The sequence below is a fragment of the Maribacter sp. UH1 genome (genome assembly GCF_056839145.1).
In genome coordinates this window covers 3,857,543-3,882,389 of the sequence record NZ_CM166387.1, presented here as the reverse complement: position 1 = coordinate 3,882,389, position 24,847 = coordinate 3,857,543, and the positions used below count along the sequence as shown (strand labels likewise).

The 24,847-nt window shown below is 34.3% G+C and carries 20 protein-coding genes; 9 read left to right on the top strand and 11 right to left on the bottom strand.

Annotated features, from left to right (window positions below):
* Positions 1–13: 13 nt before the first annotated feature.
* Positions 14–1,225 (top strand): hypothetical protein, encoded by a 1,212-nt coding sequence (locus tag UH1x_RS16715; protein ID WP_482623119.1) that lies wholly within the window; start codon positions 14–16, stop codon positions 1,223–1,225.
* A gap of 66 nt (positions 1,226–1,291) precedes the next feature.
* Here UH1x_RS16715 and UH1x_RS16710 read toward each other — a convergent pair whose 3' ends face one another.
* Positions 1,292–2,164 carry an RluA family pseudouridine synthase gene (locus UH1x_RS16710; RefSeq protein WP_482623118.1) on the bottom strand — a complete coding sequence of 291 codons (873 nt, stop codon included), beginning with the start codon at positions 2,162–2,164 and terminating at the stop codon, positions 1,292–1,294.
* A gap of 143 nt (positions 2,165–2,307) precedes the next feature.
* On the opposite strand from UH1x_RS16710, the gene UH1x_RS16705 reads away from it, so the two are divergent.
* Positions 2,308–3,345 (top strand): AI-2E family transporter, encoded by a 1,038-nt coding sequence (locus UH1x_RS16705; protein WP_482623117.1) that lies wholly within the window; start codon positions 2,308–2,310, stop codon positions 3,343–3,345.
* On the opposite strand, the gene UH1x_RS16700 is transcribed toward UH1x_RS16705, so the two are convergent.
* The 4 genes from UH1x_RS16700 to UH1x_RS16685 are packed head-to-tail and all read right to left on the bottom strand — an operon-like array spanning position 3,346 to position 8,793.
* Complete coding sequence (locus tag UH1x_RS16700) at positions 3,346–4,800, bottom strand: oligosaccharide flippase family protein (protein ID WP_482623116.1); 1,455 nt, start codon at positions 4,798–4,800, stop codon at positions 3,346–3,348.
* The gene (locus UH1x_RS16695) at positions 4,800–6,071 is read right to left on the bottom strand and encodes a glycosyltransferase family 4 protein (protein ID WP_482623115.1); all 1,272 of its coding nucleotides are present in this window, start codon (positions 6,069–6,071) and stop codon (positions 4,800–4,802) included. The genes UH1x_RS16700 and UH1x_RS16695 overlap by 1 nt, the downstream gene beginning before the upstream one ends.
* Positions 6,071–8,506, bottom strand: a complete 2,436-nt coding sequence (locus UH1x_RS16690) for a YfhO family protein (RefSeq protein ID WP_482623114.1) — start codon at positions 8,504–8,506, stop codon at positions 6,071–6,073. Before UH1x_RS16690 ends, UH1x_RS16695 begins: the two co-directional genes overlap by 1 nt.
* A 32-nt stretch (positions 8,507–8,538) precedes the next feature.
* A complete protein-coding gene (locus UH1x_RS16685) occupies positions 8,539–8,793 on the bottom strand; it encodes a DUF4834 domain-containing protein (protein ID WP_396634779.1) in 255 nt (84 codons plus the stop codon).
* 87 nt (positions 8,794–8,880) lie between these two features.
* Between UH1x_RS16685 and UH1x_RS16680 the strand changes: the two genes are divergently transcribed.
* Both UH1x_RS16680 and UH1x_RS16675 read left to right on the top strand, forming a co-directional pair.
* Positions 8,881–9,966 carry a transporter gene (locus UH1x_RS16680; protein WP_482623113.1) on the top strand — a complete coding sequence of 362 codons (1,086 nt, stop codon included), beginning with the start codon at positions 8,881–8,883 and terminating at the stop codon, positions 9,964–9,966.
* 88 nt (positions 9,967–10,054) lie between these two features.
* On the top strand, positions 10,055–11,173 hold the full coding sequence (locus UH1x_RS16675) for a GTP cyclohydrolase (protein ID WP_482623112.1): 1,119 nt from the start codon (positions 10,055–10,057) through the stop codon (positions 11,171–11,173).
* Positions 11,174–11,241: 68 nt separating this feature from the next.
* Here the strand turns inward: UH1x_RS16675 and capB are convergent, their stop codons facing one another.
* From capB to UH1x_RS16660, 3 genes are all read right to left on the bottom strand, one after another.
* Positions 11,242–12,501, bottom strand: a complete 1,260-nt coding sequence (gene capB, locus UH1x_RS16670; protein ID WP_036153710.1) for a cysteate-C-fatty acyltransferase — start codon at positions 12,499–12,501, stop codon at positions 11,242–11,244.
* A 117-nt stretch (positions 12,502–12,618) separates the two neighbouring features.
* On the bottom strand, positions 12,619–13,659 hold the full coding sequence (gene capA, locus UH1x_RS16665; protein WP_482623111.1) for a cysteate synthase: 1,041 nt from the start codon (positions 13,657–13,659) through the stop codon (positions 12,619–12,621).
* A 79-nt stretch (positions 13,660–13,738) separates the two neighbouring features.
* On the bottom strand, positions 13,739–15,796 hold the full coding sequence (locus UH1x_RS16660) for a S9 family peptidase (RefSeq protein ID WP_482623110.1): 2,058 nt from the start codon (positions 15,794–15,796) through the stop codon (positions 13,739–13,741).
* Positions 15,797–15,921: 125 nt separating this feature from the next.
* On the opposite strand from UH1x_RS16660, the gene UH1x_RS16655 reads away from it, so the two are divergent.
* Entirely contained in the window at positions 15,922–16,248 is a 327-nt protein-coding gene (locus UH1x_RS16655; protein WP_482623109.1) for a YbaB/EbfC family nucleoid-associated protein, read from the top strand.
* A 41-nt stretch (positions 16,249–16,289) separates the two neighbouring features.
* The gene (locus UH1x_RS16650) at positions 16,290–16,742 is read left to right on the top strand and encodes a thioredoxin family protein (RefSeq protein ID WP_482623108.1); all 453 of its coding nucleotides are present in this window, start codon (positions 16,290–16,292) and stop codon (positions 16,740–16,742) included.
* A gap of 432 nt (positions 16,743–17,174) precedes the next feature.
* Here the strand turns inward: UH1x_RS16650 and UH1x_RS16645 are convergent, their stop codons facing one another.
* Positions 17,175–18,275, bottom strand: a complete 1,101-nt coding sequence (locus UH1x_RS16645; protein ID WP_482623107.1) for an OmpA family protein — start codon at positions 18,273–18,275, stop codon at positions 17,175–17,177.
* Positions 18,276–18,467: 192 nt separating this feature from the next.
* Here UH1x_RS16645 and UH1x_RS16640 point away from each other — a divergent pair, with 192 nt between their 5' ends.
* A complete protein-coding gene (locus tag UH1x_RS16640; protein ID WP_482623106.1) occupies positions 18,468–18,782 on the top strand; it encodes a YegP family protein in 315 nt (104 codons plus the stop codon).
* Here UH1x_RS16640 and UH1x_RS16635 read toward each other — a convergent pair.
* Together UH1x_RS16635 and UH1x_RS16630 are read right to left on the bottom strand one after the other, a co-directional pair.
* Complete coding sequence (locus UH1x_RS16635) at positions 18,775–19,797, bottom strand: threonine aldolase family protein (RefSeq protein ID WP_482623105.1); 1,023 nt, start codon at positions 19,795–19,797, stop codon at positions 18,775–18,777. The genes UH1x_RS16640 and UH1x_RS16635 overlap by 8 nt on opposite strands.
* A gap of 18 nt (positions 19,798–19,815) precedes the next feature.
* Positions 19,816–22,224 carry a zinc-dependent metalloprotease gene (locus UH1x_RS16630; RefSeq protein ID WP_482623104.1) on the bottom strand — a complete coding sequence of 803 codons (2,409 nt, stop codon included), beginning with the start codon at positions 22,222–22,224 and terminating at the stop codon, positions 19,816–19,818.
* 194 nt (positions 22,225–22,418) lie between these two features.
* On the opposite strand from UH1x_RS16630, the gene UH1x_RS16625 reads away from it, so the two are divergent.
* Together UH1x_RS16625 and UH1x_RS16620 are read left to right on the top strand one after the other, a co-directional pair.
* Positions 22,419–23,882, top strand: coding sequence for a circularly permuted type 2 ATP-grasp protein (locus UH1x_RS16625; protein WP_482623103.1), 1,464 nt, complete (start codon positions 22,419–22,421; stop codon positions 23,880–23,882).
* A gap of 9 nt (positions 23,883–23,891) precedes the next feature.
* Positions 23,892–24,839, top strand: a complete 948-nt coding sequence (locus UH1x_RS16620; protein ID WP_036153684.1) for an alpha-E domain-containing protein — start codon at positions 23,892–23,894, stop codon at positions 24,837–24,839.
* The last annotated feature ends 8 nt before the right edge of the window (positions 24,840–24,847 follow it).

The window sequence follows — 24,847 nt, the reverse complement described above, 5'->3', positions numbered from 1 at the left end:
AAAACCTTATATTATGAAGAACTTAGTACTACTTTTTACAGCGATGATTTTGAGCACCACAGGTGTTTTCGCTACAGGTATTAACGAAGATAAGGTTGCAACCAGCAATTCTTATAGATACGACAACTCATTTATTTTTATAGAAAACGGAATTACATTTTCTGTTTACCCAGATGGTGAATTTGATTTCTATATAGAAAATCAGGTTTCAGGAAGAAAAAACGGAGTAACATTTAACTCTGGTTATGATTATAGTCCGTTTGCACAATATGATGATTATGGTGCAGTAATTCAAGTTGAAAATGTACCTATCTATTATGACTATTACGGTCGTGTAAGTCAGATTGGTGATGTAGATATCAACTATAGAAACAATAGAGTTCGTAGCGTTGGTAATATGAATGTATATTATAACAACCGTGGTTTTTATGATTACCATACTGGTTACATCAACATATACAACAGAAGTTATGTATACCGTCCATTTCACAGATGGTTTGTAAGACCTGCAGTAGGATTTAGCTTTGTATATAATAGCCCTTACAGAAGATATTATACCCCTGTAAGATACTCATATTATAGTCCTTATAGAAACAATTTTAGAAAGGCTTATGTACATGTAGGTAAACAATACAGATACAACAAGGTTAGAAATAACAGAGCTACCGTATACAGAAATGATAAGAGAGTTGCGGTAAGAAACAACAACTATAGAAGTAATAGAACTGTTGCCAAAAGAGATAACGGTTTAAGAACGAACAGAACGTTGGCATCTAATAATACATCTAGAGCTAATAGAAGTTCAACTGTAAATAGGTCAACAACCGTAAGACGTAGCAATACTAATAGTGGTAGAACAACACAAAATAGAACAGTTACAAGAAGTACTAATAATGGTACGGTTAAAAGAAGTAATAGCTCTTCTGTGCGTACGTCGCCAAACAGAACGGTTACTAAAAGAGAAGTAAGCCGTACACCAAGAAGTACCACTGTAAAAAGAACTACTACTACGTATAAAAAACCGGTAAGCAGAAGTGCAAACACTAGAACTGCAACAAATACCAGAACGCAACGTAGTACTGTATCTAGAAAAGCGACTAGTAGTCCGTCTAGAAGTGCGGTAAGCAGAAGTTCTAGTTCAAGATCAAGATCTGTGAGTAAAGCTCCTGCTAGAAGCTCAAGTTCAAGAACAAGTTCAGCGACTAGAAGTAGCAGAAGAAATTAAAATAAGTTTTTAGGTTGGTTAGTTGTTAAGCGCCGTAGTGATTTAATCACTGCGGCGCTTTTTCTTTTATAGCTTATTACTTTCTGTAAATAGTTTTATGAACTTTTTAGGAAATTCAGTTTTAATATGAATTTCTTCATCAGTCATAGGATGCTTAAAACAAAGTGACCTTGCGTGCAAATATAACCCCTTACCTTTCAACTGCAGTCCATCTAAAAAGTAATCGGCATCACCTAAAATCGGGTTTCCGATAGCAAATAGATGTTTGCGCAATTGATGCCTTCTACCTGTATGCGGACTCAACCTAACCAAATTTAAAAACGAGAAGCGTTTAGAAACAACGGTTTCTATAACTTCAAAAGAAGACCTGGCAGGCTTATCATCTATTTCATAATCAATAGTTCCGTTATTTTTCATTTTGCCAATAGTAACCGCAAAATATTCCTTTTTAATATTCTTATTTTCGAATAACTGATTCAGTTTAGTAATCACACTATTTGTCTTTCCTACTAAAAGTAAACCCGTTGTGGCATAATCTAAACGGTGAACCGGTTGAGGGCTAACAGCGTCATCAGCAGGACTCTTTTGTAAATTTTGAGGAAGTGCATTGGCTACGGTCTTAAATCCGTTACCGCTTACCAATATTCCAGCAGGTTTATTGATAATTGCCAGATACTCATCTTCATAAACTACATCAAGTTTTAACACGAGTCTTGTCTTAACTTTGTTTTCTGATGGATGTTTATAAATTATTTTCTCTCCGCCAATTATCATAGTCGCAGTAGATGCAACAACACCATCAACCAATACCAATTCTTTTTTAATAGCCTTCTTTAAAGCAGATTTCGTTGATATACGCTGAAATACCCCTACTCCATACTCCTGTAATCTTAAAGGAGATATTTGTTCAGGTACAATATGTGTTTCTTTTAGATACATAATAATGCGTCAAAGTTAAATAGGATTTATCGGATATCTAAATGAATCATTTTAGGACTACTAAAAAATTGAAGTGAGTTAATGAACATGAATATATAAGATTAATTTTCGAATGACATTCAATCAACCAATAAACGTATCTCATGAAGAAAATCAATCATAAAATTCTTAGACAGCTAATTATTCTAACGTTGATTGTTTTTCTAGGTGGATTGATTATTAAATATATGCTTCCTTACATATCTGGAGTCCTTGGTGCACTTACCCTTTACGTAGTATTAAGAAAATGGATGTTGAAATTAATCAATAAAGGAGTTAAAAGAATGTGGGCGGCAATGCTACTCATTTTTGCGGCATTTGTTGGTATTTTCATTCCCTTGACAGGAGCTGGTTTTATGTTGAGCTCAGAGCTAGGCAACTTGGCTGACAAATCTGAACAGGTAACAAAAGCTTTTAAAGATCAAGTATCTAAAATAGAAAAATATATAGGTTACGATATTTCATCAACAATTGACCCCCAACAGGCATCTGGTTGGTTCACAGACAATATGCAAGGTTTTGCCAATAGCACTTTTAATATTTTTATCTCTCTAGGTATTTTACTATTCCTATTATATTATATGCTGAAAAGCCCGAAAGAACTAAAAGAATCTCTATTAGAATATATTCCATTAAGCAATAAAAATTTAGTAACATTAGGTAAAGAAATAGATAGTGTAGTACGTTCTAATGCTATTGCCATACCTCTAGTTGCTATAGCACAAGGAATTATAGCATTGATAGGATTCTATATTTTTGGAGTAGAGAATCCGCTTTTCTGGTTTGTAATTGTAACCATTGGCTCTATGATTCCTTTCATCGGAACATTTATAGGGATCTTTCCGGTATTTGTATTAAGTCTTGCTAGTGGAGAGGACTTTCAAGCTTGGGGCGTACTAATATATGGCGTTACCGTGGTAGGAATGACCGATAACTTTATTAGGCTTTTTGTTCTTAAAAAATTAGATAGCACACACCCGTTAATCACATTAATAGGCGTTTTAATAGGTATTCCCCTTTTTGGTTTTGTTGGACTGATTTTTGGTCCGTTGATAATCAACCTATTTTTAATAATCGTAAAAATATATAAACAGCAATACGGTATTCAAAAACCGAATAGGCAACGTGCACAACAAATGTAATTATCGGCGCAAGTATTTACTTAGAAAACCATAAACATCTTCAGATATTTTAAAACGATAAAGAACACCTACGTAGAATACCATCATTAAAATACTTTTAAGAACAATATTAAGTAGCGGATGAAAATCAAAGCTAAAAGCAGAAAAAATAGCCGCTTCAACAACCAATAACGCAAACACCTTTAAAGTCTCATTTGTAAATGGCAACATTTTAAATTTAGATTTCACATATCCTAATTTTAAAGTATTGTATATAAAAAAGGCGCTAAAACTAGCAATGGCAGCACCATTTATTCCATACTTGGGAATTAGCCAAAGATTAAATAAAATGGCAAGAAGAGCCAACAAAACTCCGAAAAATAAAATAGACCGATAGTAATCAGAATTGAATAGAATCGAATTATTGTTTCCCAGCAAAGCATCATACACCTTCACCAATCCAACCCAAAAGACGATCATGTATCCACCGGAATACTTTTCTGGCAGCAACTCATAAAGTTCATTCAAATTTAGTAGGATGAGAAGAAAAAGAATACCAGAAACAATGAATAAGGTCAATGAGCTTTTTTGATATAATTGTGCAAGCGCAGGCTTATCGTTATCGTTTAAATAAGTTGCCGTCAACGGGTATGTTATTTGATGCATTGCCCTAGATGGTACCGCAATGGTTGATGCAATAAACCCAGCTACAGCATAGAAAGCTACATTTTCAAGCTCAAGAAAGTTATTCAGCATCACCTTATCAACCTCCATAAGAACAATAGCAGTAGATCCACCCAAAATAATAAGAGCGCTATACTTAACTATGGTCTTCCAATTTTCAGGAAGTGTAAAATTCAATTTAGGTTTACGCACCGTGTATGCATAGAGTTTCATGATTACAGCACGTACAAGATAGAAACCTACTAAAGCATTAATAAAAAAATCAATATCTATGATTTTGAAATATAAAAGAAGAAGCAAGATAGTCTGACCTATTCTACAAAAGATTTCTTTCATAAAATTGCCGAACATAGATTTCATTTTAATTCTTGCCCAGGCATAAAAAACTTCAAAATATGCCATTGCCATACCCACTAAAAAAATATGCCAGACATAATCCCTAACCACATCATTCTGTCTAGAAAGCAGGTTTCCAATAGTGTCATTAGCTAAAAAGCTTAGTAACGCAACAGGCACAATTAACACTAAGGGAAGTAAAAGCATTAAAGTAAGAAATGAATTCTGAGTTTGATCATTCTTAAAACTGGAGTAAAATTTTACCAAACTATTGGGTACACCAAATGCCAAAATAGGCATAAGTACAGCAGATACAGATAAGATGACCTGTATTAAACCATAATTCCCTGGCTGCATAAAATTGGTGTATAAAAACAAGGTATTGACCGCCCCAATTGCAAAACCAAAATAGGTTACAATTGTATTATTCAACGACTGTTTTAGTACGATACCCATTAAATATATTCGACCAATTTTCGGGTGAGTTCCCTTCTACTGTATTGCTTTATACTACCAGAGGTTATTTGCAATTCTCCTTGTTGAAATTGCTGAAACCAACTTAAAAGTACGTTTTTCAACTCAATATCATCAGAATAGTCAAACATCTGTCCGGTTTTCGTTTCCTTAACAATACCAGCAACTTCCCAATTTTTAGGACCTATACCCAATATAGGTCTTTTTGCCGCCATATACTCAAACAGCTTACCAGGTATAATACCAACGGTATCGACCGAGTCTATTTCTACCAATAACAATACTTGAGATGATTTTTGATATGCTAATGCCTCATGATGCGTAACATAGCCAACAATCTCAATATACTCTTGCAAACCAGCTTCAGATATTGATGCAAGTATTTCTTCACTTACTACACCAATAAAACGTAGTTGTAATGCCTTCTTAAAATCCTCATTTTCCTTTACCAAAATTGACAAAACCTTCCACAGGTTCATTGGGTTTCTGCCACTTAATAAGGAACCAATATGTGCAATAGTAAACTTAGAATCTAATTTATAAGAAGAAGCTATTTCACCATCATATCCGTTAGTTATGACCTCTATTGGCTGATTAGTAATTTGTTGAAATTCTAGTTTTGTTGTATTGCTCGTAACTATAATTTTATCGGCAATATTCAAAACATCAGACTCTAGTTGTTTGTGCTTTTTTTCTGCTGATGAAGACAGTTTCAGTTTCTTATGATAACCGATAGTTGTCCACGGATCACGAAAATCTGCAATCCAATTTAAAGCTTGAGACTTCTTTAAGTAATAACCAATAAGGTGAACACTATGCGGAGGACCGGTAGTAATAATAGTTTCTATTCCTTCTTTTACCAAAATATCCTTTAAAAAACCAACAGAAGGTTTTACCCAAAATTTTCTTGCATCAGGTATAAATAGATTACCCCTAACCCACAATAAAACCTTCTCTAAAAAAGATTGATTTTTGGTTTGAATAATTCCAGAACTTATACGCTTTGTTTTCTTACTAGAAAATACAGAGGCTATACGGTAGGGTTCCCTTATAGAATGCTTATAAATTTTTAAATCATTTGGAATATCATGAGAAAAAGATTCATCTAAAAGCGGATAATGTGGATTCTCAGGAATATACAAAACCGGTTCAATATCAAAATCTCTTAGGTACTTTACAAACTTTAACCAACGCTGAACTCCAGGTCCGCCAGCGGGTGGCCAATAATAGGTAATGACCAGAACCTTTCTCATTATGCTTCCTCTTCTTTCTTAGATCTCCAAAAAGAAAAACCGAATCCGCCGATAATTACAAGACCCAATAAAATAGTACTGGCTAGAGTAATTTTACTTCCTGTAGCCACTACCTCTGGTTCAAACTTAAATTCAATTTTATGTTCTCCTGAAGGAATTTTCAAAGCTCTTAGTACATAATCAACTTTGAAGTAATCACTTTCTTTTCCGTCTATATAAACATTCCATCCATTCTTATAATACATTTCTGAAAAAACAGCGACACCTTCATTACTATTTTTAGACGTATACGTTAAATGATTGGGTTCATAATCAATTAAAGAAATTGAAGCCGTAGAATCTACTTGATAAGACAATGGATAAATATCAGAAAACTTAGAAGAATTAACAACGGCTACATTCTTAGTATCCAAACTATCTAAAGCCATTATTTCAGCATCTGCATTGGCAACAGGTTCTAGTTGAGAAATAAACCAAGCATTACCATTTGCATTGGGGTTTTCAATAGGAAAAACATTACCCTCCTGATCTTGTCTAATAACATATTTAATATTCATCATATTCAAGACGGATAAGTTGCCATTGTACACATGAAAATTAAACAAGTCTTGCATACCGGCAGGTTTAGCCGCATGATAACCTGTTATACTCTGGTGGAAGTAAGCAGTTTTAGCCGAATCAAATCCGTCTGTTTGATCAAAAACACGGAATACTCCGTCATCCTTAGCAATGATTTTATCAGCAGTAGATTCTTGGAAAGGTTCTAACATTTTTCGTTTAGACACGAAATTATCATTGTTTACATAACGTAAATCAACCCCTACTAAATCTACCACAACCAAAATACCAATTGCAATGATCAAGAAATTCATTTTTAATTTCCCTTTTAAATACAGCCAAATTAATAATGCAGTACCCAAAGCAAAAGCTAAAGAACGTAATAGATCACTAGTATAAACACTCTTACGATCTAGTCTAAGCATTTCTGGCAGTTCTTCTAAACCTGTCATTCTAAGACTATCATCGTTGGCACCAACAAAATGAAAAGCGCCTTTGAATATGAATAGCACTACCCCAAGACCTAAAATAATAGCTGATGCAATAGTTAGGGATTTTATTTTATCCGCTTGTGGAACTTTGTCCTTAAACAATTTTTTTAAAGCCAAAATGGCTAAAACAGGTACACAAAGTTCTAATACAATCTGTATAGAAGACACTGCCCTAAACTTATCATATAGTGGAAAGTAATCTATCATGAAATCGGTTAAAGCACTAAAGTTCTTTCCCCAAGATAAAACCAATGACATTATTGATCCGAACAGCAACCACCATTTGTGCTTGCCTTTAACCAAAAACAATCCTAGAACAAATAAGAAGAATATAACCGCACCTAAATATGCCGGACCAGAGGTTCCCGGCTGTTCTCCCCAATACAAAGGTAAACCACTTACAAAATCCAAAGCACTTGATCTTGCCAAGCCCTTATCGATCAAATAATTATATGATTTAGAATTCTCACCCAAGTTCTCTTGACTTGCTCCACCAAAAAGACGGGGAACAAATAAGTTTAAAGATTCCGTAATACCATAACTCCAATTGGTAATATAGGCTTTACTTAATCCACCAGTGTCTGCTTTTGGTGAACCATCTGGGTTAATGGTCAATTCGCTTTTACCACGTGTACTCCAGTCAGCATATTCTTTAGTAGCCATTAACCCTGTTGCATTGGCAGCAATCCCCAAAGTCACCGCTAACAATAGTATGCCAACAGAAACAAAATAGTGTTTTAATTTTTTATCCTTTATTGCATACACCAAATACACCACACCCAAAATGAGAACTAGCAGCATAAAGTAATAGGTCATTTGATAGTGGTTAGCTGTAATTTCAAGAGCCATTGCCAAGGCTGTTAAAACAAATCCCCAGAGGTATTTCTTTCTAAAAACTAGAACAATCCCAGCCAACAATACTGGCAAATAAGCCATAGCATGTGCTTTTGCATTATGTCCAGCACCTAAAATAATTATAAGGTAAGTGGAAAAACCAAATGCCAAAGCACCTACAACTGCAAGTCTATAGTCTACTTTTAGGCAACAAAGAAGAATATAAAAACCTATGAAGTAAAGAAAAAGGTAATCTGCAGGTCTAGGTAAAAATCGAATTAATCGATCTAATTTTTTGATGTAATTATGCGGATAGTTTGCACCAAGTTGGTATGTTGGCATGCCACCAAATGCACTATTGGTCCAATACGGTTCTTGGTCGTTAGATTTTCGAAAATCATTCTGCTCTTTTGCCATACCCGTATACTGGGCAATGTCATGCTGGTACATGACTTTACCTTGAAGCACAGGGCTAAAATATGCCAGTGCAGCAATGATAAAAAATACGACAACAAAAAAATGGATGAAAAAGAATTTTAAGCCTTGCTTCATTTGCTAAATAAGTAGTGTTTTGGCAAAGATAACTAGTCTAGCTCTTCAAAATCAATGTATTCACCTACTTTTTCTGAATCGTTCTTTTTTCGAGATGGTTTTTTATTGATAATAACACTTTCATCTTCCTCTTGTTGAAAAGGACGTTGATTATCAAAAGCTTCCCTAAAATGAGATTCTGTTTTCTTGGCTGCGTAGTTCAATATTTTTGGTGCAAACAACTTCGCCAAAAATTTCAGCAAGTAATACACCAAAAGAATAATTAATATAGTTTTTAAAAAAGCCATTTATTCTTACTTAAGATATATCAAAAATACAATTATCACGTTGTATATAAAGAATCATACTATTAAAATAAATATAAAATCGTGTTCATGAATAGTCTTTTTGCCTACTCTAAATCATATCAATACGTATTAACCCTATTATTTCTTCTACCGCTGGCGGGTATTTCACAGTACACAGATGTTATAAATTCTAATAGACCAGGAGTATCTGTAAGTGCTTATGCCGTTGGAAAAAACGTGGTGCAAGCAGAAATGGGACTGTTTTATGAGCAAAAAGATCATACACTTTTAAATACAGAGTCTAATATTTGGGGTACCGACGTATCATTACGCTACGGATTACTATTTGAGAAACTAGAACTGAATTATGAAGGCACTTTCCAAAACCAAAATATCACTTATTTAAATTTTGATGTTACAGGGAAGCGAACAGATTTTACCAGAAATAGATTAGGATTAAAGTTTCTTGTTTACGATCCGTTCAAAAATCCGGAAGCAAATAAGCCAAATCTTTACAGCTGGAGAGCGAACAACAAATTTCAATTTAAAAATCTTTTGCCTGCCGTTTCTATTTATGGCGGCGCAAACTTTATATTAGGAGACAATCCTTTTTACATTGGTGAACCAACTATTTCTTACCGTGGTATGATTGCAACCCAAAGTCGTTTGACACCAAGGTTTGTTTTAATTACCAATACAGCTTACGATCGCATTACAACAGATGACCCAGAATTAAGCTATACTATTTCGTTATCTCATGCTTTTAGAAACCCAAAATGGAGTGTTTTTGTTGAACACCAAGGTATAAATAGTGATCGTTATTCAGATTTATTGATCCGTGGTGGAATTGCACATTTACTTAAAGAAAATTTTCAATTGGATATTAACATGGGAGCCAGTTTAAAAAATACTCCTACTCGTATTTTCTTTGGAATAGGTGGTTCGTATAGAATGGATTTCCATAAAGACAAGCTTAAACCAATTGAAGATCAAGAAGCTGACCAAAATGGCGGAGCCATTGACAAGAAGGCAATGAAAAAGAAAAAGAAGGAAAAGAATGAAAAAGGAAGCGGTGCAGAAGACATTGACCTTGGTCCTTCTAAAAAACAACTTAAGAAATTAAAGAAAGCGGAAAAGAAGAAAAAGAAAGAAAGTGGCGAGATAGACTTTTAATTAGCCACTACCCCACCCTATTTTTCACAATCAACCACTTTAATTTGTTGATTAATATCACTAATATTGGCACTTCTAAAGAAGTTCAATGATCACATTACATGAAGCTAAAACAAAGCAAGACTTAAAACGCTTTGTAACCTTTCCGTTTTCGCTATATAAGGACAATAAATATTGGGTACCACCAATCATTAATGATGAGCTAGAAAGCTTTGACAAGGATAAAAATCCCGTTTTTAAGGATGCTGAAGCTTGGTTCTTTCTGGCTAAAGATGGAGACAAGATTGTAGGCCGTGTGGCTGCAGTAATCAATCACCTAGAAATAAATCAACAAAACGTAAAGAAAATGCGATTTGGCTGGTTCGACTTCGTTGATGACCCAGCAGTTTCAAAAACACTTTTAGACAAGGTTGCCGAAATAGGAAAAGAACACAATTTAGAATATATGGAAGGTCCCGTAGGATTTTCAAATCTAGATAAAGTTGGAGTTCTAGTAGAAGGGTTTGACCATATTGGCACCATGATTACTTGGTATAACCACGCTTACTACAAAGACCATTATGAAAATTTAGGCTTTGTAAAGGAAAAGGAATACATGGAAAACAAGTTCCCTGCAAAAAATGCAGATCCCGCTTTGTTTACCAGACTGAATGATTTGGTAAAAAAACGCTACGGACTTAAAGAAGTCAATTTTACCAAAACTAAAGAAGTCATGCCCATGGCAGATGAAATGTTCGACCTCTTTAACGCAACATATGCCAACCTTTCTTCATTTGTTCCTATTACAGAAATACAGAAAGCATACTTCAAAAAAAAATACATCAGCTTTATCAATCCAGAATATATAAAGTTTGTAAAGGATAAAGATGATAAGCTAATAGCCTTTGCCATTGTTATGCCTGCTTTTTCCGAAGCTTTACAAAAGGCAAAGGGAAAGTTATTTCCGTTCGGTTTGTTCCATTTATTAAAAGCTAAGAAAAACAGTAAGGATGTTATTTTCTATTTAATAGGTATAGATCCAGAATATCAAAATAAAGGTGTCACGGCTGTAATATTCAACGAATACCATAAAACATTTAGCGAAAAAGGTATAGATATGTGTTACAGAACACCTGAATTGGAAGAAAATTTAGCTATTAAACAGATGTGGAAACACTTTGACCCTAAAGTCTATAAACGCAGAAGAACGTATAGAAAATCGCTTTAAAAAAAGAGAAAAATAAAAAGCCCGAAATCAAATGATTTCGGGCTTTTCTAATATAATTCAATAAGAAATTACTCTCCCATTGCGGCTGCAACAGCAGCAGATAATCTTTTGTAAGTACCATTCTGCAAACGCTCTCTAATAGCTGAGAATGCCGCCAATGTTTCTTCAACATCTTGCAACGTATGTGTAGCAGTAGGTATTAAACGCAAAAGAATAAGTCCTTTAGGAATTACCGGATACACAACAATAGAACAGAAAATACCGTGATTTTCACGTAAATCCTTTACTAACGCCATTGCCTCAGGAATACTCCCATTAAGGTATACCGGTGTTACACAACTAGTAGTTGTACCAATATCAAAACCTTTTTCTTTTAATCCGTTTTGTAATGCATTTACGTTCTCCCAAAGTTTAGCTTTAAGCTCTGGTTGCGTACGTAACATATCTAAACGTTTCAATGCTCCTTTTACATAAACCATTGGTAATGATTTAGCGAACATTTGAGAACGAAGGTTATATTTTAAATAATCTATAATTTCTTGGTCAGCGGCAACAAAAGCACCAATACTGGCCATAGACTTAGCAAAAGTTGCCAAGTAAACATCAATACCATCTTGCACGCCTTGTTCTTGACCTGCACCGGCACCAGTTTCACCTAAGGTACCAAAACCGTGTGCATCATCAACCAATAATCTAAAGTTGAATTTATCTTTTAAAGCAACAATCTCTTTTAAGATACCTTGCTCTCCACGCATACCGAATACACCTTCAGAGATAACCAAAATACCTCCACCAGTTTGCTCGGCTAATTTTGTAGCACGCTCTAAGTTCTTTTCTAAACTTTCTGGATTATTGTGAACAAACGTAAAACGTTTACCCATATGCAAACGTACACCGTCAATAATACAAGCGTGACAATCTACATCATAAACTATAATATCATCTTTAGTAACAAGGGCGTCAATTACAGACATAAAACCTTGGTACCCAAAATTTAATAAGTAAGAAGCTTCTTTTTGAACAAAAGCAGCACATTCTTGCTCTAATTGCTCATGAAACTCCGTATGACCACTCATCATTCTTGCTCCCATTGGGTATGCAGAACCATATTCAGCTGCAGCCTCACCATCAACCTGCTTTATCTCTGGAAGATTTGCCAACCCTAAATAGTCATTGATACTCCAGGTAATAACATCTTTACCCTGAAATTTCATTCTATTAGAAATAGGACCTTCCAACTTAGGGAACACAAAGTACCCCTCTGCTTGTGAAGCCCATTTACCTAAAGGGCCTTTATTCGCTAAAATTCTATCAAATAAGTCTTTCATTGTTTAATTTGGATCTGTCTGCAAAAGTAAATAATTTTGATAAAAATTCATAAATTATTTACAACGCAAAAAAGTGGGCTATAAACCCACTTTTAATACTACTATATTTTGTATTAATTATTTTATGTATTGGATCTCTTGTGTCTCTTCAACCGTTTCGGTATTTAAGAAACCTTGATCTTCCATCCACTGGTCGCTATATATTTTACTCATGTAACGAGAGCCATGATCAGGAAAGATGCAAACTACATTACTATTTTCGTCAAACGTATTTAATTCATCTAACTGCTTAATAGCCTGCATTACCGCACCACTTGTGTACCCAACAAAGATACCTTCTGTTCTAGAAATCTCTCTAGCCGTATGTGCACTTTCTGCATCGGTTACCTTAATAAACTCGTCTATAGCGCTAAAATCCGTAGCTCCAGGAATTAAATTTTTACCTAAACCTTCTATTCTATATGGGTAGATTTCGTTGGTATCCAATTTACCGGTTTCGTGATATTTTTTCAATACAGAACCAAACGCATCAACACCAATAACTTTGATATTAGGGTTTTGCTCTTTTAAAAAGCGAGCTGTACCAGAAATAGTACCACCAGTACCACTACAAGCAATAAGGTGTGTTATTTGTCCGCCAGTTTGTTCCCAAATTTCAGGACCGGTAGATTTGTAATGCGCTTCCATATTCAGTTTATTAAAATACTGATTGATGTATATGGAACCTTTAGTTTCTTTATGCAATCTTTTAGCCACTTCATAGTACGATCTAGGATCATCTGCACTTACGTGAGCCGGACAAACATATACCTTAGCACCCATGGAGCGAAGCATATCTATTTTATCTGGAGATGATTTAGAACTAACCGCTAGTATACAATCGTACCCTTTAATGATACTTGCCATTGCAATACTAAATCCTGTATTTCCTGAAGTTGTTTCTATTACTGTGCTGCCTTCGGTAAGAATACCTGCTTTCTCTGCCTGCTCAATAATATGAATCGCAATTCTGTCTTTAGAAGAGTGACCTGGATTAAATGCTTCTACCTTGGCGTAAAAATTACCAGTAAGGTTTTTTGCAATTTTGTTTAACTTAACTAGTGGTGTATTACCAACTAGTTCTAATATATTGTTGTAAGCCCTGATCTCATTTTTCATAAGGGGGATATCAATGTTTAGTTAATATATAAACGAAATTTGTTAAAATTTCTGATGCAAATTTACAGTTTTTTTTCCACTATGCGATTTTCCCTTCTAAATCTAAAAGAAATGCATATTCCTTAGCTACCTCTCGTAAAGACTCAAACCTACCCGAAGCACCGCCATGACCTGCCTCCATGTTTGTATTTAACATCAACAGATGATCATCTTTTTTTACTTCCCTTAGTTTAGCCACCCACTTTGCGGGTTCAAAGTATTGTACTTGAGAATCGTGCAATCCTGTTGTTACCAGCATATTTGGATATTCTTGAGCAACAACATTATCATAGGGAGAATATGATTTCATATAATCGTAATATTCTTTTTCATTAGGATTGCCCCACTCATCATACTCACCTGTCGTTAAGGGTATGGAATCATCTAGCATAGTAGTAACAACATCTACAAAAGGTACCGCTGCAATAACGCCGTTGTAAATATCGGGTTGCAAATTAATTATGGCTCCCATTAACAGACCACCGGCAGAACCGCCCATTGCATATAAATGCTTGGAACTGGTCATTTTTTGTTCAATCAAAAATTTAGAACAATCGATAAAATCTGTGAACGTATTTTTCTTTTTCAAAAGTTTACCAGTTTCGTACCATCTACGTCCTAAATATTCACCTCCTCTAATATGAGCAATGGCAAAAACAAAACCGCGATCCAATAAACTCAACCTAACGGTAGAAAAATAAGGATCGATCGTAGAACCGTAAGACCCATACGCATATTGTAAAATAGGCGTATTTTCATCTAAAACGGTATCTTTTCTATAAACGATGGACATAGGTATTTTTTCACCATCTCTCGCGGTAGCCCATAAACGTTCTTCTTTATAATTTTCTTTATCGAACAGCCCTCCTAGTACCTCTTGTTCTTTTTTGATTTCCTTTGCCTTAGTTCGCATATTAAAATCGATTACCGAACTAGGTGTTGACATAGAGTTGTAAGAATACCTCAAAACCTCAGTATCAAAATCAGGATTACTACCCACATAAGCAGTATATGTTTCACTCTCAAAAGGTAAAAAATACTCTCCCGTTCCATCCCAACGAATAATTCTAATTTTATTAAGTCCGTTTTCACGTTCAGAAAGCACATAGTATTCTTTAAAAATATCTATATCCTCTAAGAGCACATCTTTTCTATGTGGAATAAATTCTTGCCAATGCTCAGAAGAAGTCTTGTCCTCTGAAGTTTGCATCAATTTAAAATTCTCTGCTTTGTCCTTATTGGTTAAAATATAAAAGCTATTTTCATAATGAAAAATAGTGTATTCTAATCCGCGTTCTCTAGGCGAAAATATTTGAAACTCCCCATTGGGCGTATCCGTAGATAGAATTTGAAATTCAGAGGTTAAAGTACTGAACGAACCAATAACCAAGTATTTCTTAGATTTTGTTCGATATATAAATGTGCTAAACGTATCATCTTCCTCATGAAAAATCAATACATCTTCAGAAGTTGGAGTACCTAATTTATGCTTGTAAATTTTGTCTGAACGGAGAGTAACCGGGTCTTTACGAGTATAAAAAAATGTCTCATTATCATTTGCCCAAACTCCGCCACCTGTAGTATTTTCAATTTTATCATCTAGAACAACTCCTGTTTCAAGGTCTTTGATCTGTAAAGTATATTGTCTTCTAGAAACTGTATCTACACCAAAAGCGGCCAATTTATTGTTCGGGCTAATAGCTATACCACCAAGACTAAAATAATCATGGCCTTTAGCCATATCATTACAATTGAACATGATTTCCTCTTCAGTATCTAAATTATTCTTAAATCTAGAGTATAAAGGATATTCACCTCCAATGACATATCTAGTGCTATACCAGTAATCGTTCAATTTATAAGGAACAGAAGAATCGTCTTCTTTAATCCTACCTTTCATTTCCTGAAATAAATCTTCCTGAAAAACTTTGGAATGCTTGGTTAAGGCATCATAATACTCATTCTCAGCTTCTAGATAAGAAATAACATCTTTGTTTTCCTTATCATTCAACCAATAATAATTGTCTACCCGTACATCATCATGAATAACCAATTCTTTAGGAACTTTTTGCGCCTTTGGCGGATGCTTAACACTCATACAAACTTCATTATAAAATAAGACGGCAAAAATAAGACTAATTAACAGACCCCCGTTTTATTACAGTTAAAAACTAAAATGCCCCTATTTTTATTATTTTTACAACCTAAATTAAAAATGAAATTATGTTCGGAGATATGATGGGTATGATGGGAAAGCTTAAAGAGACCCAAAAAAAAGTAGAAGAAACCAAAAAAAGATTAGATACAGTTTCTTTAGAAGAAAAGTCTAATGACGGTTTAGTTTCTGTTACCATAACAGCGAATAGAGAAATTAAGAAAATAGCAATAGATGACAGTCTTTTGCAAGATAAAGAGCAACTAGAAGATTATTTAATTCTAACTTTAAATAAGGCTATAAAAAGTGCAACTAACGTTAACGAAACCGAATTAGCAGCTGTTGCTAAGGACGGAATGCCCAATATTCCTGGCATGGATTCGTTATTTAAGTAAGATTGGCAAGTTATTTGTAGTAAACCTTTTAAATATTAATTATGAAGTATTTTATTTTATTATTCATGATTCCGCTTTTTGCATCAGCACAAGCTGACTTTAACAGCGTAGATGATTCTAAATGGCTTACCAATTACGATTCCGCTATTTCTAAAGCTAAAAAGCAAAAGAAAAATGTACTGGTTTATTTTACGGGTAGTGACTGGTGTCCGCCATGTAAAATGTTGAAAACTGATTTGTTCGATACTAACGAGTTTCAAGAATTATCAAATAATTATATACTTCTATATATAGATGTACCTAGAAATAGAGATTTAATATCAGAGAAGCAAATGGTTCACAACAAAGAATTGTTGACGAAACTGAACAAGAAGAAGGTGTTTCCTATGTTTAAAATTATAGATGCTAAAGGAAACGAACTAGACAAATTATCTGGCTACAGTATGAACGGTGTTATAGATTCCCACCTAAGACTTTTAGAAAAGAACAAATAAAAAAACATTACTAATAAATAAAAAGGGCTTACATGATGTAAGCCCTTTTTGTTTATATACACCCCTGTAAACCAGTTTTAAAATAAAGCTTTGACAAATTTCAATTGTCTTTAACATAATAACATAGATAACCTCAACGCTTACAACTTCATTACAAAGCTTAAACTCACCTACTGTATCTTATATCTATAATTTACGAACAATATATCCAACTACACATCTGGCTAACTAAACCAAATCTTCGTACCATAGCTTTAATACTATTATTGTTAACCATGAAGCTATTTACTAAGAATCTTTATGACCATAACCTATTGTGCATAGGTTACAATAGACCGTAAAAAAAAGCATTGTACAATAAGAATGGCAACTTTACCGCATAAAAAAAGGGCTTACTTTATGTAAGCCCTTTTTCACTGAATAACTTAATTACTAGTTATTAATTAATCTAAATTGAGTTCTTCTGTTTGCAGCGTGCTCTCTTGCAGTACAAGAAACACCGTCACTACATCTGTTTAATAATTTAGTTTCACCGTAACCGTTAGCTACTAAAAGACTAGAGTTAACACCTTTAGAGATTAAGTAATCTGCAACCGCCTTAGCTCTTCTTTCAGAAAGGTTTTGGTTAGAAGCTGCACCACCTTGAGAATCTGTATGAGAAGCTAATTCAACTTTAACACCAGGGTTTTGAGCTAATACAGGTAACAATCTGTTATCGATAATGCTTTTTGCCGCAGAAGTTAATGTAGCGCTACCAGAATCCCAGTTGATAGGTAATGCTTGGTACTCAACTAATGCACATTCTACTTCTTTCCATGTAGTTAAACCACCTTTTTCTTTTAAAACTTCTTTAGTAAGCGTAGTAGTTTTAGCAGGAACTATTTCTTCAACAGTATAAGCATCTTTGTCTAATACGGTTTTAGTAATTTCTCTGTACTCAGCAGGAATAATTTTCTCAACAACAGTTGCAGGAGAAATCAATACTGATTTAGTGTAAGATCCATTTTTAGAACCTAATGGAGAACTCGTAGTAGATGCATCATTTGCAAGAACTTGAGTTGAAACTGTTTCAAATTGTGCAGGATACCCTTTGTAACACCAGTATCTACAATCATCTGGATTTCCAGACTCACAATCAGGAGCGGCAACACCTAACTCCCATTGAGCATAAGCTGGCTTTATTTCTAATGTTTGTGTGCTAGGAGAAAAAGAAGCAGGGATCACCTGTAAAGAATTTCCACCTCCTTTAGATACGTACGTTACAGTTTCCGTTCCCCACTTAGCAGGAACTACTGTTAGTACTTTTTCTTCTTCTCTCACTAATACACGTTCTGTAATTGTCTTAAATGTAGCAGGAATCGTTTTTAAAATTTTGTACGACGGATTCGTTGTAATCGTAGTTGTTTCATTTACATAAACATCTGGAGTTGTACAACGAACGTAACATTTACCAGGTTCTGGATTCGATGGCAAATCTTGTGCCATTACAAAAGAAGCTGAAAATGCAACTGCTAGGAATAATACTTTTTTCATTTTGATAAGGATTTTAATAGTTAATATTTGGCAATTTATGTTAATATTTTAACATTTGAATAAGAATTACCTTACTTTTTGTAATCTTTCTCTTAATCAAAAGTTAAACGGATTAACTTCTCAATAGTTTAGACACAGCATTATTTAAAAAGTCACTAAAAAGCAGAGAAAATATTATTTATCTTTAGTGATATGATTAAGATTGACAAAAAAGAAGATGGGTTTTATCAGTTTATATTAAAGTCTGATAACGGTAACACATTATTGAAGAGCGTATCGTTTAATACTGAGAACGAAATAGATAGCACTTTAAATGATATTAAATTACTGAAGAACACCAATGGTAAATTGTTTGAACGCAGAACAAATACCGATGGTAAATTTTTAGTCGAATTAAAAAATTCTAAAGGAAAAATAATTGGCTCCAGCGGACTTTATTCCTCTGAAGCCGGTATGGAAAATGGCATTTTAAACATATCTAACAGCTTAGATATAGGTATTAAATAGATTTTAATTGATTTAATAATTCGTTGTGCATGTCATCTGTATAATCTAAATGGGTAACCATTCTTAACTTTCCTTGACCCATTCCTATAATCAAAATGTCTTTATCTTTTAAGGTATTTACAAATTGTTCACTGGTCATAAAAGCTTCATCTATCTCAAAAATGACAATATTGGTCTCTATAGGCTCTACCTTTTTAATAAAAGATTTTGCGGCTAAGGCTTTTCCTATTTCTTTTGCCTTTTTATGATCTTCAACTAATCTGTCAAAATTATTATCTAAGGCATATATTGCTGCAGCAGCCAAAAAACCTGACTGGCGCATACCACCACCAAAAATCTTACGAATACGTAGCGCTTTATCCATATGCTCTTTAGTTCCAATCAACAAAGAACCTACCGGGCAACCCAAACCTTTGCTTAAACAAACACTAATAGTATCGAAAAGTTGACCATATTGCAATGCAGTCTCATTCTTTTCTACCATAGCATTCCATAAACGGGCTCCGTCTAAATGGTAACCTAACTTATGTTCATCACAGACTTTTTTGATTTTCTGTAATTCTTGAAAATCCCAACAAGTACCACCTCCTTTATTCGCAGTATTCTCTACACATACTAGAGAAGACAACGGACTATGATAAAAATCCGGAGGATTAATTGCAGCTTCTACCTGTGTAGCTGTCATTGTACCCCTGTCACCATCTACCAACCTACAAGAAACACCGCTATTAAAACTTACTCCCCCACCCTCATAATTATAGATATGCGCATATTTATCACAAATCAATTGTTCACCAGGCTGCGTATGTAATTTAATTGCTGTCTGGTTGGTCATAGTACCACTAGGAAAAAACAACGCAGATTCCATTCCAAAAAGTTTGGCCGCTTTTTCTTCCAAAGCATTTACTGTGGGGTCTTCTTTAAATACATCGTCACCAACCGCTGCAGACATCATAGCATCTAACATGCCTGGCGTAGGCTTTGTTACCGTATCACTGATAAGATTAATTAGCATAAAAACTGTAAAATTGAATTAATGAAAACAACTTGTTCCTATTGGTGAACCATCAGGAATCTTTGGTGAAGGTATCACTTTGAATAATTCTGGATGCTCACTAAATGTTTTTATTCTTTTCACCATTTCTGCACTAATTGCATTTGAACCTGAATCCTTATTAAATTGAGTACGCAACTCTTTTAATTTTTGAGATGCTATAGCATTTACCTGCGGATGCACATTCGTATGCCCTGCCAAGTTCATGACATGAAACAATACCCTAAAATTGATAATTGTCTGTGCTTCGTTCAGGTAAGCATCTTTCTGTTTCTTATAAATAGTTGATGCTATCAATTTATCTAACACCTCATCTAAACCAACATTATCCGTATCAATTGACTTTTGCTGAATAAGTCTAGACGCTTTCTCTGGATGTAACAAAAATTTCAATGTCATATCAGAAACAGTTTCAACAGCTGACAATGCATCAAAAGAAACCCCTGTTTTACCATTAATAGATTCTCTTGTTCTAGGTGTTCCAAAAGATCTTGGAGGAAACAAACTAAGTTTATCTTTAGGTATTGCTATTTCACTAGCATCTAAAGTCTTCAAAACACTTTTTAATGCTTCCTCTTGCATCGCTTTATCTGCAATTGCAACAACTTCTTGTCCGTCACCTTTCACTGCATAATTATATTCTAATCCACCTATAACTTTTGCCACACCTTCAGTTTGGTATCTATGAAAGAAATATAACGGAACAAAAACATCTTCTAAAACAGAATATGGCGTACCATCTTGGATATTATCAACAGAGAAATTATTGATAGCCACTTTACGCAACTTAAGCATATCATCTAACTCCTTACTTACATCTGTACCATTATCCCATAAATGAGCTAGTACATGTGCACTACCCTGCGGACGTGCATCTTGATCGGTAATGTAACGTAGTCCATCAGCTTTAGCTTTATCTAAAATCTTATTTAATTCCTCTTTCTCGTTATTTCCTTCATTAAAGCTCTGATAAGAATAGGCAACAGTTACTTTATCCCAATCTCCAATACCTACTTCATAAGCTTTAGAAAAATCTACCTTACCATCAACTAAAGTAAATTGCGGATGAGGATAATCCATCACAGAAGCTTTACCAGTTGTACTTGCCGCATAATTATGTGCAAAACCTAAAGTATGTCCAATTTCATGAGCCGATAATTGACGAATACGAGCAATAGCCATTTCCAACATTGGCTGGTAATTGTCATCTCTTTCAGCAAAAGGTTTATTCATTAATGTTTGAGCAATTAAAAAATCTTGACGTATTCTCAAGCTACCTAAACTTACATGCCCTTTCATAATTTCGCCAGTTCTTGGATCTGTAATGCTACTTCCATAGCTCCACCCTCTTGTAGATCGGTGCACCCATTGTATTACATTATACCGAACATCTAAGGGGTCAGCATCATCTGGTAACATTTTTAATTGAAAGGCATCTTTATATCCAATTGCCTCAAAAGCCTGGTTCCACCAACGACCACCTTCTAAAAGTGCGGAACGTACGGGTTCTGGCGTACCATTATCTAAATAGTAAATAATTGGCTCAACCGCTTCACTAACTGCAGCAGTAGGGTCTTTTTTCTCTAAACGGTGTCTTCTTATAAATTGCTTTAAAATATTAGATTCAACAGGAGTTGCATAATCATAATAATTAAAAGGAGATGATCCTGACCTTGGATCAAAAACGCGCTTTTCATATTTATCATCTGGCAGCTCAATAAAGGAATGATGCTCTGCAACGGTAATTAAATCTGCATTTGGCGTTACGCTTTTAATATACCTTCCTTTTGCTTGTCCTTTAAAAGTCATGGTAACATCAAACTCTACATTCTTTGGAAATGCTTTGGTTCTATCTAAAGCAAATGCACTTTTAGATTTATCTAAGCTATAAGAACCCTGTTCTGTTCTTTTTAAACGATTAGAAACACCGTGGGCATCTTGCATTAAAAAATCGGTAATATCAATAACATACGTACCACCCTTCTCCTCTATGATAGGAAAACCGAATAAAACTGATTTTGCAAAAGCCTGCTCAACAGATTTGCGCTCTAATTCATTATCGGTAATCGCCCTATATTTCATATTTGGCTGTACCAACAATAGCTTGTTCCCAGCTTTCTTAAAAAATACTACTTGCTCATCTCCTAATTGACCTCGATCTAAACCAATGTCATTACTACCAATTCCACTACTTAAAGAGTAGACATATAAAAACTCTTCATTTAAATTGTCAACCTCTAAAAAGATTTTATCAGTATCTCCATCGTAATAAAAATCATAAAGCCCCTCGTACTTAGTAAAGTTCTTCTTTTGATCACTAAACTGCGCAGATAACATATTAACAGATAGTAATACAAGCCCAACCAGTAGTGCGTAATTCTTTCTCATTTTCAATTAGTTTTCTCTAAAAGTATAGAAAAACTTACGAATGAAAAACAAGAGCAGCCAACTAAATTATAAATACGGTAGTTGTTAAAAATGCTGTCGAATTATTACAGAATAAAGAAAAAATCTACCGATTATTACAAAAATGTCATTTGTTTATTACTTTTTATCATGTACCTTTTAACAAAAGAATATATATGACCAACATTGAAAATCAAATTTTTTCTTCTTATCAAAGAAATCCAGATTTATATGATGAAATATATGATAAGAATGGAAAAATAAAGGAGGTATACCAAAAACTATTTAACCTTTATGGCGAACATTCTATTATTGATTATGTATCATTGAATAACAAAGCCAAGTCTTCTTTTTTCAATCAAGGAATTACTTTTCAAGTATATGGTGATAATAATGTACAAGAAAAAATTTTTCCTTTCGATTTATTCCCTCGAATAATAGACCCGGTCGACTGGGATATCATAGAACGTGGATCCATACAAAGAAGTAAAGCCTTAAACTTATTTCTTTGGGATATTTACCATGATAAAAAAATTCTTAAAGATAAAGTAGTACCTATAGAACTAATTACCTCTTCTGCCAATTACTTAGATCAAATGAATGGTGTAAATCCGCCCGGTGGAATTTACAATCACATTTCAGGAACAGACGTCATAAAACATAATGATGGTAAATATTATGTACTTGAAGACAACATTCGTTGTCCTTCAGGAGTAAGTTATGTTATATGTAACCGAACTGCATTGAAAAAAGCACTATTTGGCGTGTTCAACCATTACCAAACCCATACCGTTACTAACTACGCCGAAAACTTATTAGAACTATTAGAATCGGTTAAACCTAAAGGGGTTGACATACCTAATGTAGTTGTCATTACACCAGGTATGTACAATTCTGCATTTTACGAACATTCATACCTAGCAAAAACCATGGGTGTTGAATTGGTAGAGGGTCGTGACTTATTTGTAGAAAATGATTTTGTGTACATGAAAACTATAAAGGGACCAGAAAAGGTTGATGTGATCTATAGAAGAATAGATGATCAATTTATAGACCCCTTAGAATTTAATCCGGATTCCGTACTTGGCGTACCTGGTTTGTTCGCTGCTTATAAAAAAGGGAATGTAACATTGGCTAATGCTCCAGGTACGGGTGTTGCAGATGATAAAGCCGTTTACACTTACATGCCAGAGATCATTAAATATTACTTGGACGAGGAACCTATTTTAAACAATGTACACACTTACCACTGTAGTAGACCAGATGAATTAAAATATGTACTAGAACATATACATGAATTGGTTATTAAACCAGTTGATGAAGCTGGTGGTTACGGTATTTCTATAGGTAACAAACTCACCAAAGAAGAAATTGAAAAAGTAAAAGCCGAGGTTAAGGCTAGCCCTAGAAAATATGTTGCCCAGCCTATAATGTCTTTATCTGTTCACCCAACATATATAGATGACACAGAATCTTTTGAACAACGACACGTAGATTTGAGAACGTTTACTGTACTTGGCAAGGATAAAGAATTTGTTTTAAAAGGCGGATTAACACGAGTAGCATTAAAAAAAGGAAATTTAATTGTAAACTCTTCGCAAGGAGGGGGATCAAAGGATACCTGGGTATTAAAAAACTAAAGAAACTATATGTTAGCAAGAGTTGCCAATAATCTATTTTGGATGGGGCGTTATATTGAACGTTCTGAACACGTAGCAAGATATTTAAATGTAAATTATTTCTCTTCACTAGATGCACCAAATCTAAAATCTCAAGATCGCCAATTTGTATTGCGTTCTATGTTATTTATGGTAGGTGATCCTGAAAAGGACCCTAATAAATTTCTGAAGGAAGAAGATGTATTATATAAAATAGGGCTTGATCCAAATTACAGCTCATCTATAATAAACAACATAAAATTTGCAAGAGAAAATGCCAATAGTGCTCGTGATCTAATTTCAACAGAGCTGTATGAAGCAATTAATAAATTTTACCATTTTGTAATCAACTACCCTAAAGAAGTATTTGTAAAAAACGGACTTCATGAATTTACTACTCATGTGGCTGAAATGACAGATATTCTAAGAGGGAAAATACGTGGTACGCTATTACATGATGCAACCTATGCTATCATTTCCATGGGTATAAACATTGAGCGAGCCACTCAAATTACTAGAATGATCAATGCAAAGTATAATGATGCATTATTATCTCAAGATGGTGAAAATGAAAGGTTCAGAAAAAGTTTTGAATGGACAACATTATTAAAATGTGCAGAGTCTTATGATATGATGCGCAGGTTCTACAAAAAGACCCCAACAAGTATCTCGACATTGGAGTTTTTGATCCTAAACCCTAACTGCCCTAGATCCGTAATGAACTCTTTAAATCAGGTGAACCAACATGTAAAAATGCTTAACCCAGAAAAGAGATACAATAAAGATTCTACCGTCTTTTTAATTGGTAGGGTAAGATCAGAATATGAGTTCAAATATATTGAAGAAATAGATGAAGACATTAAATCTTTTATAGAAGATATTCTAAAAAGTCTAGTTGACATAAGCGACAAGGTAGACGAGGAATTTTTTAACTATTAGACCATTAA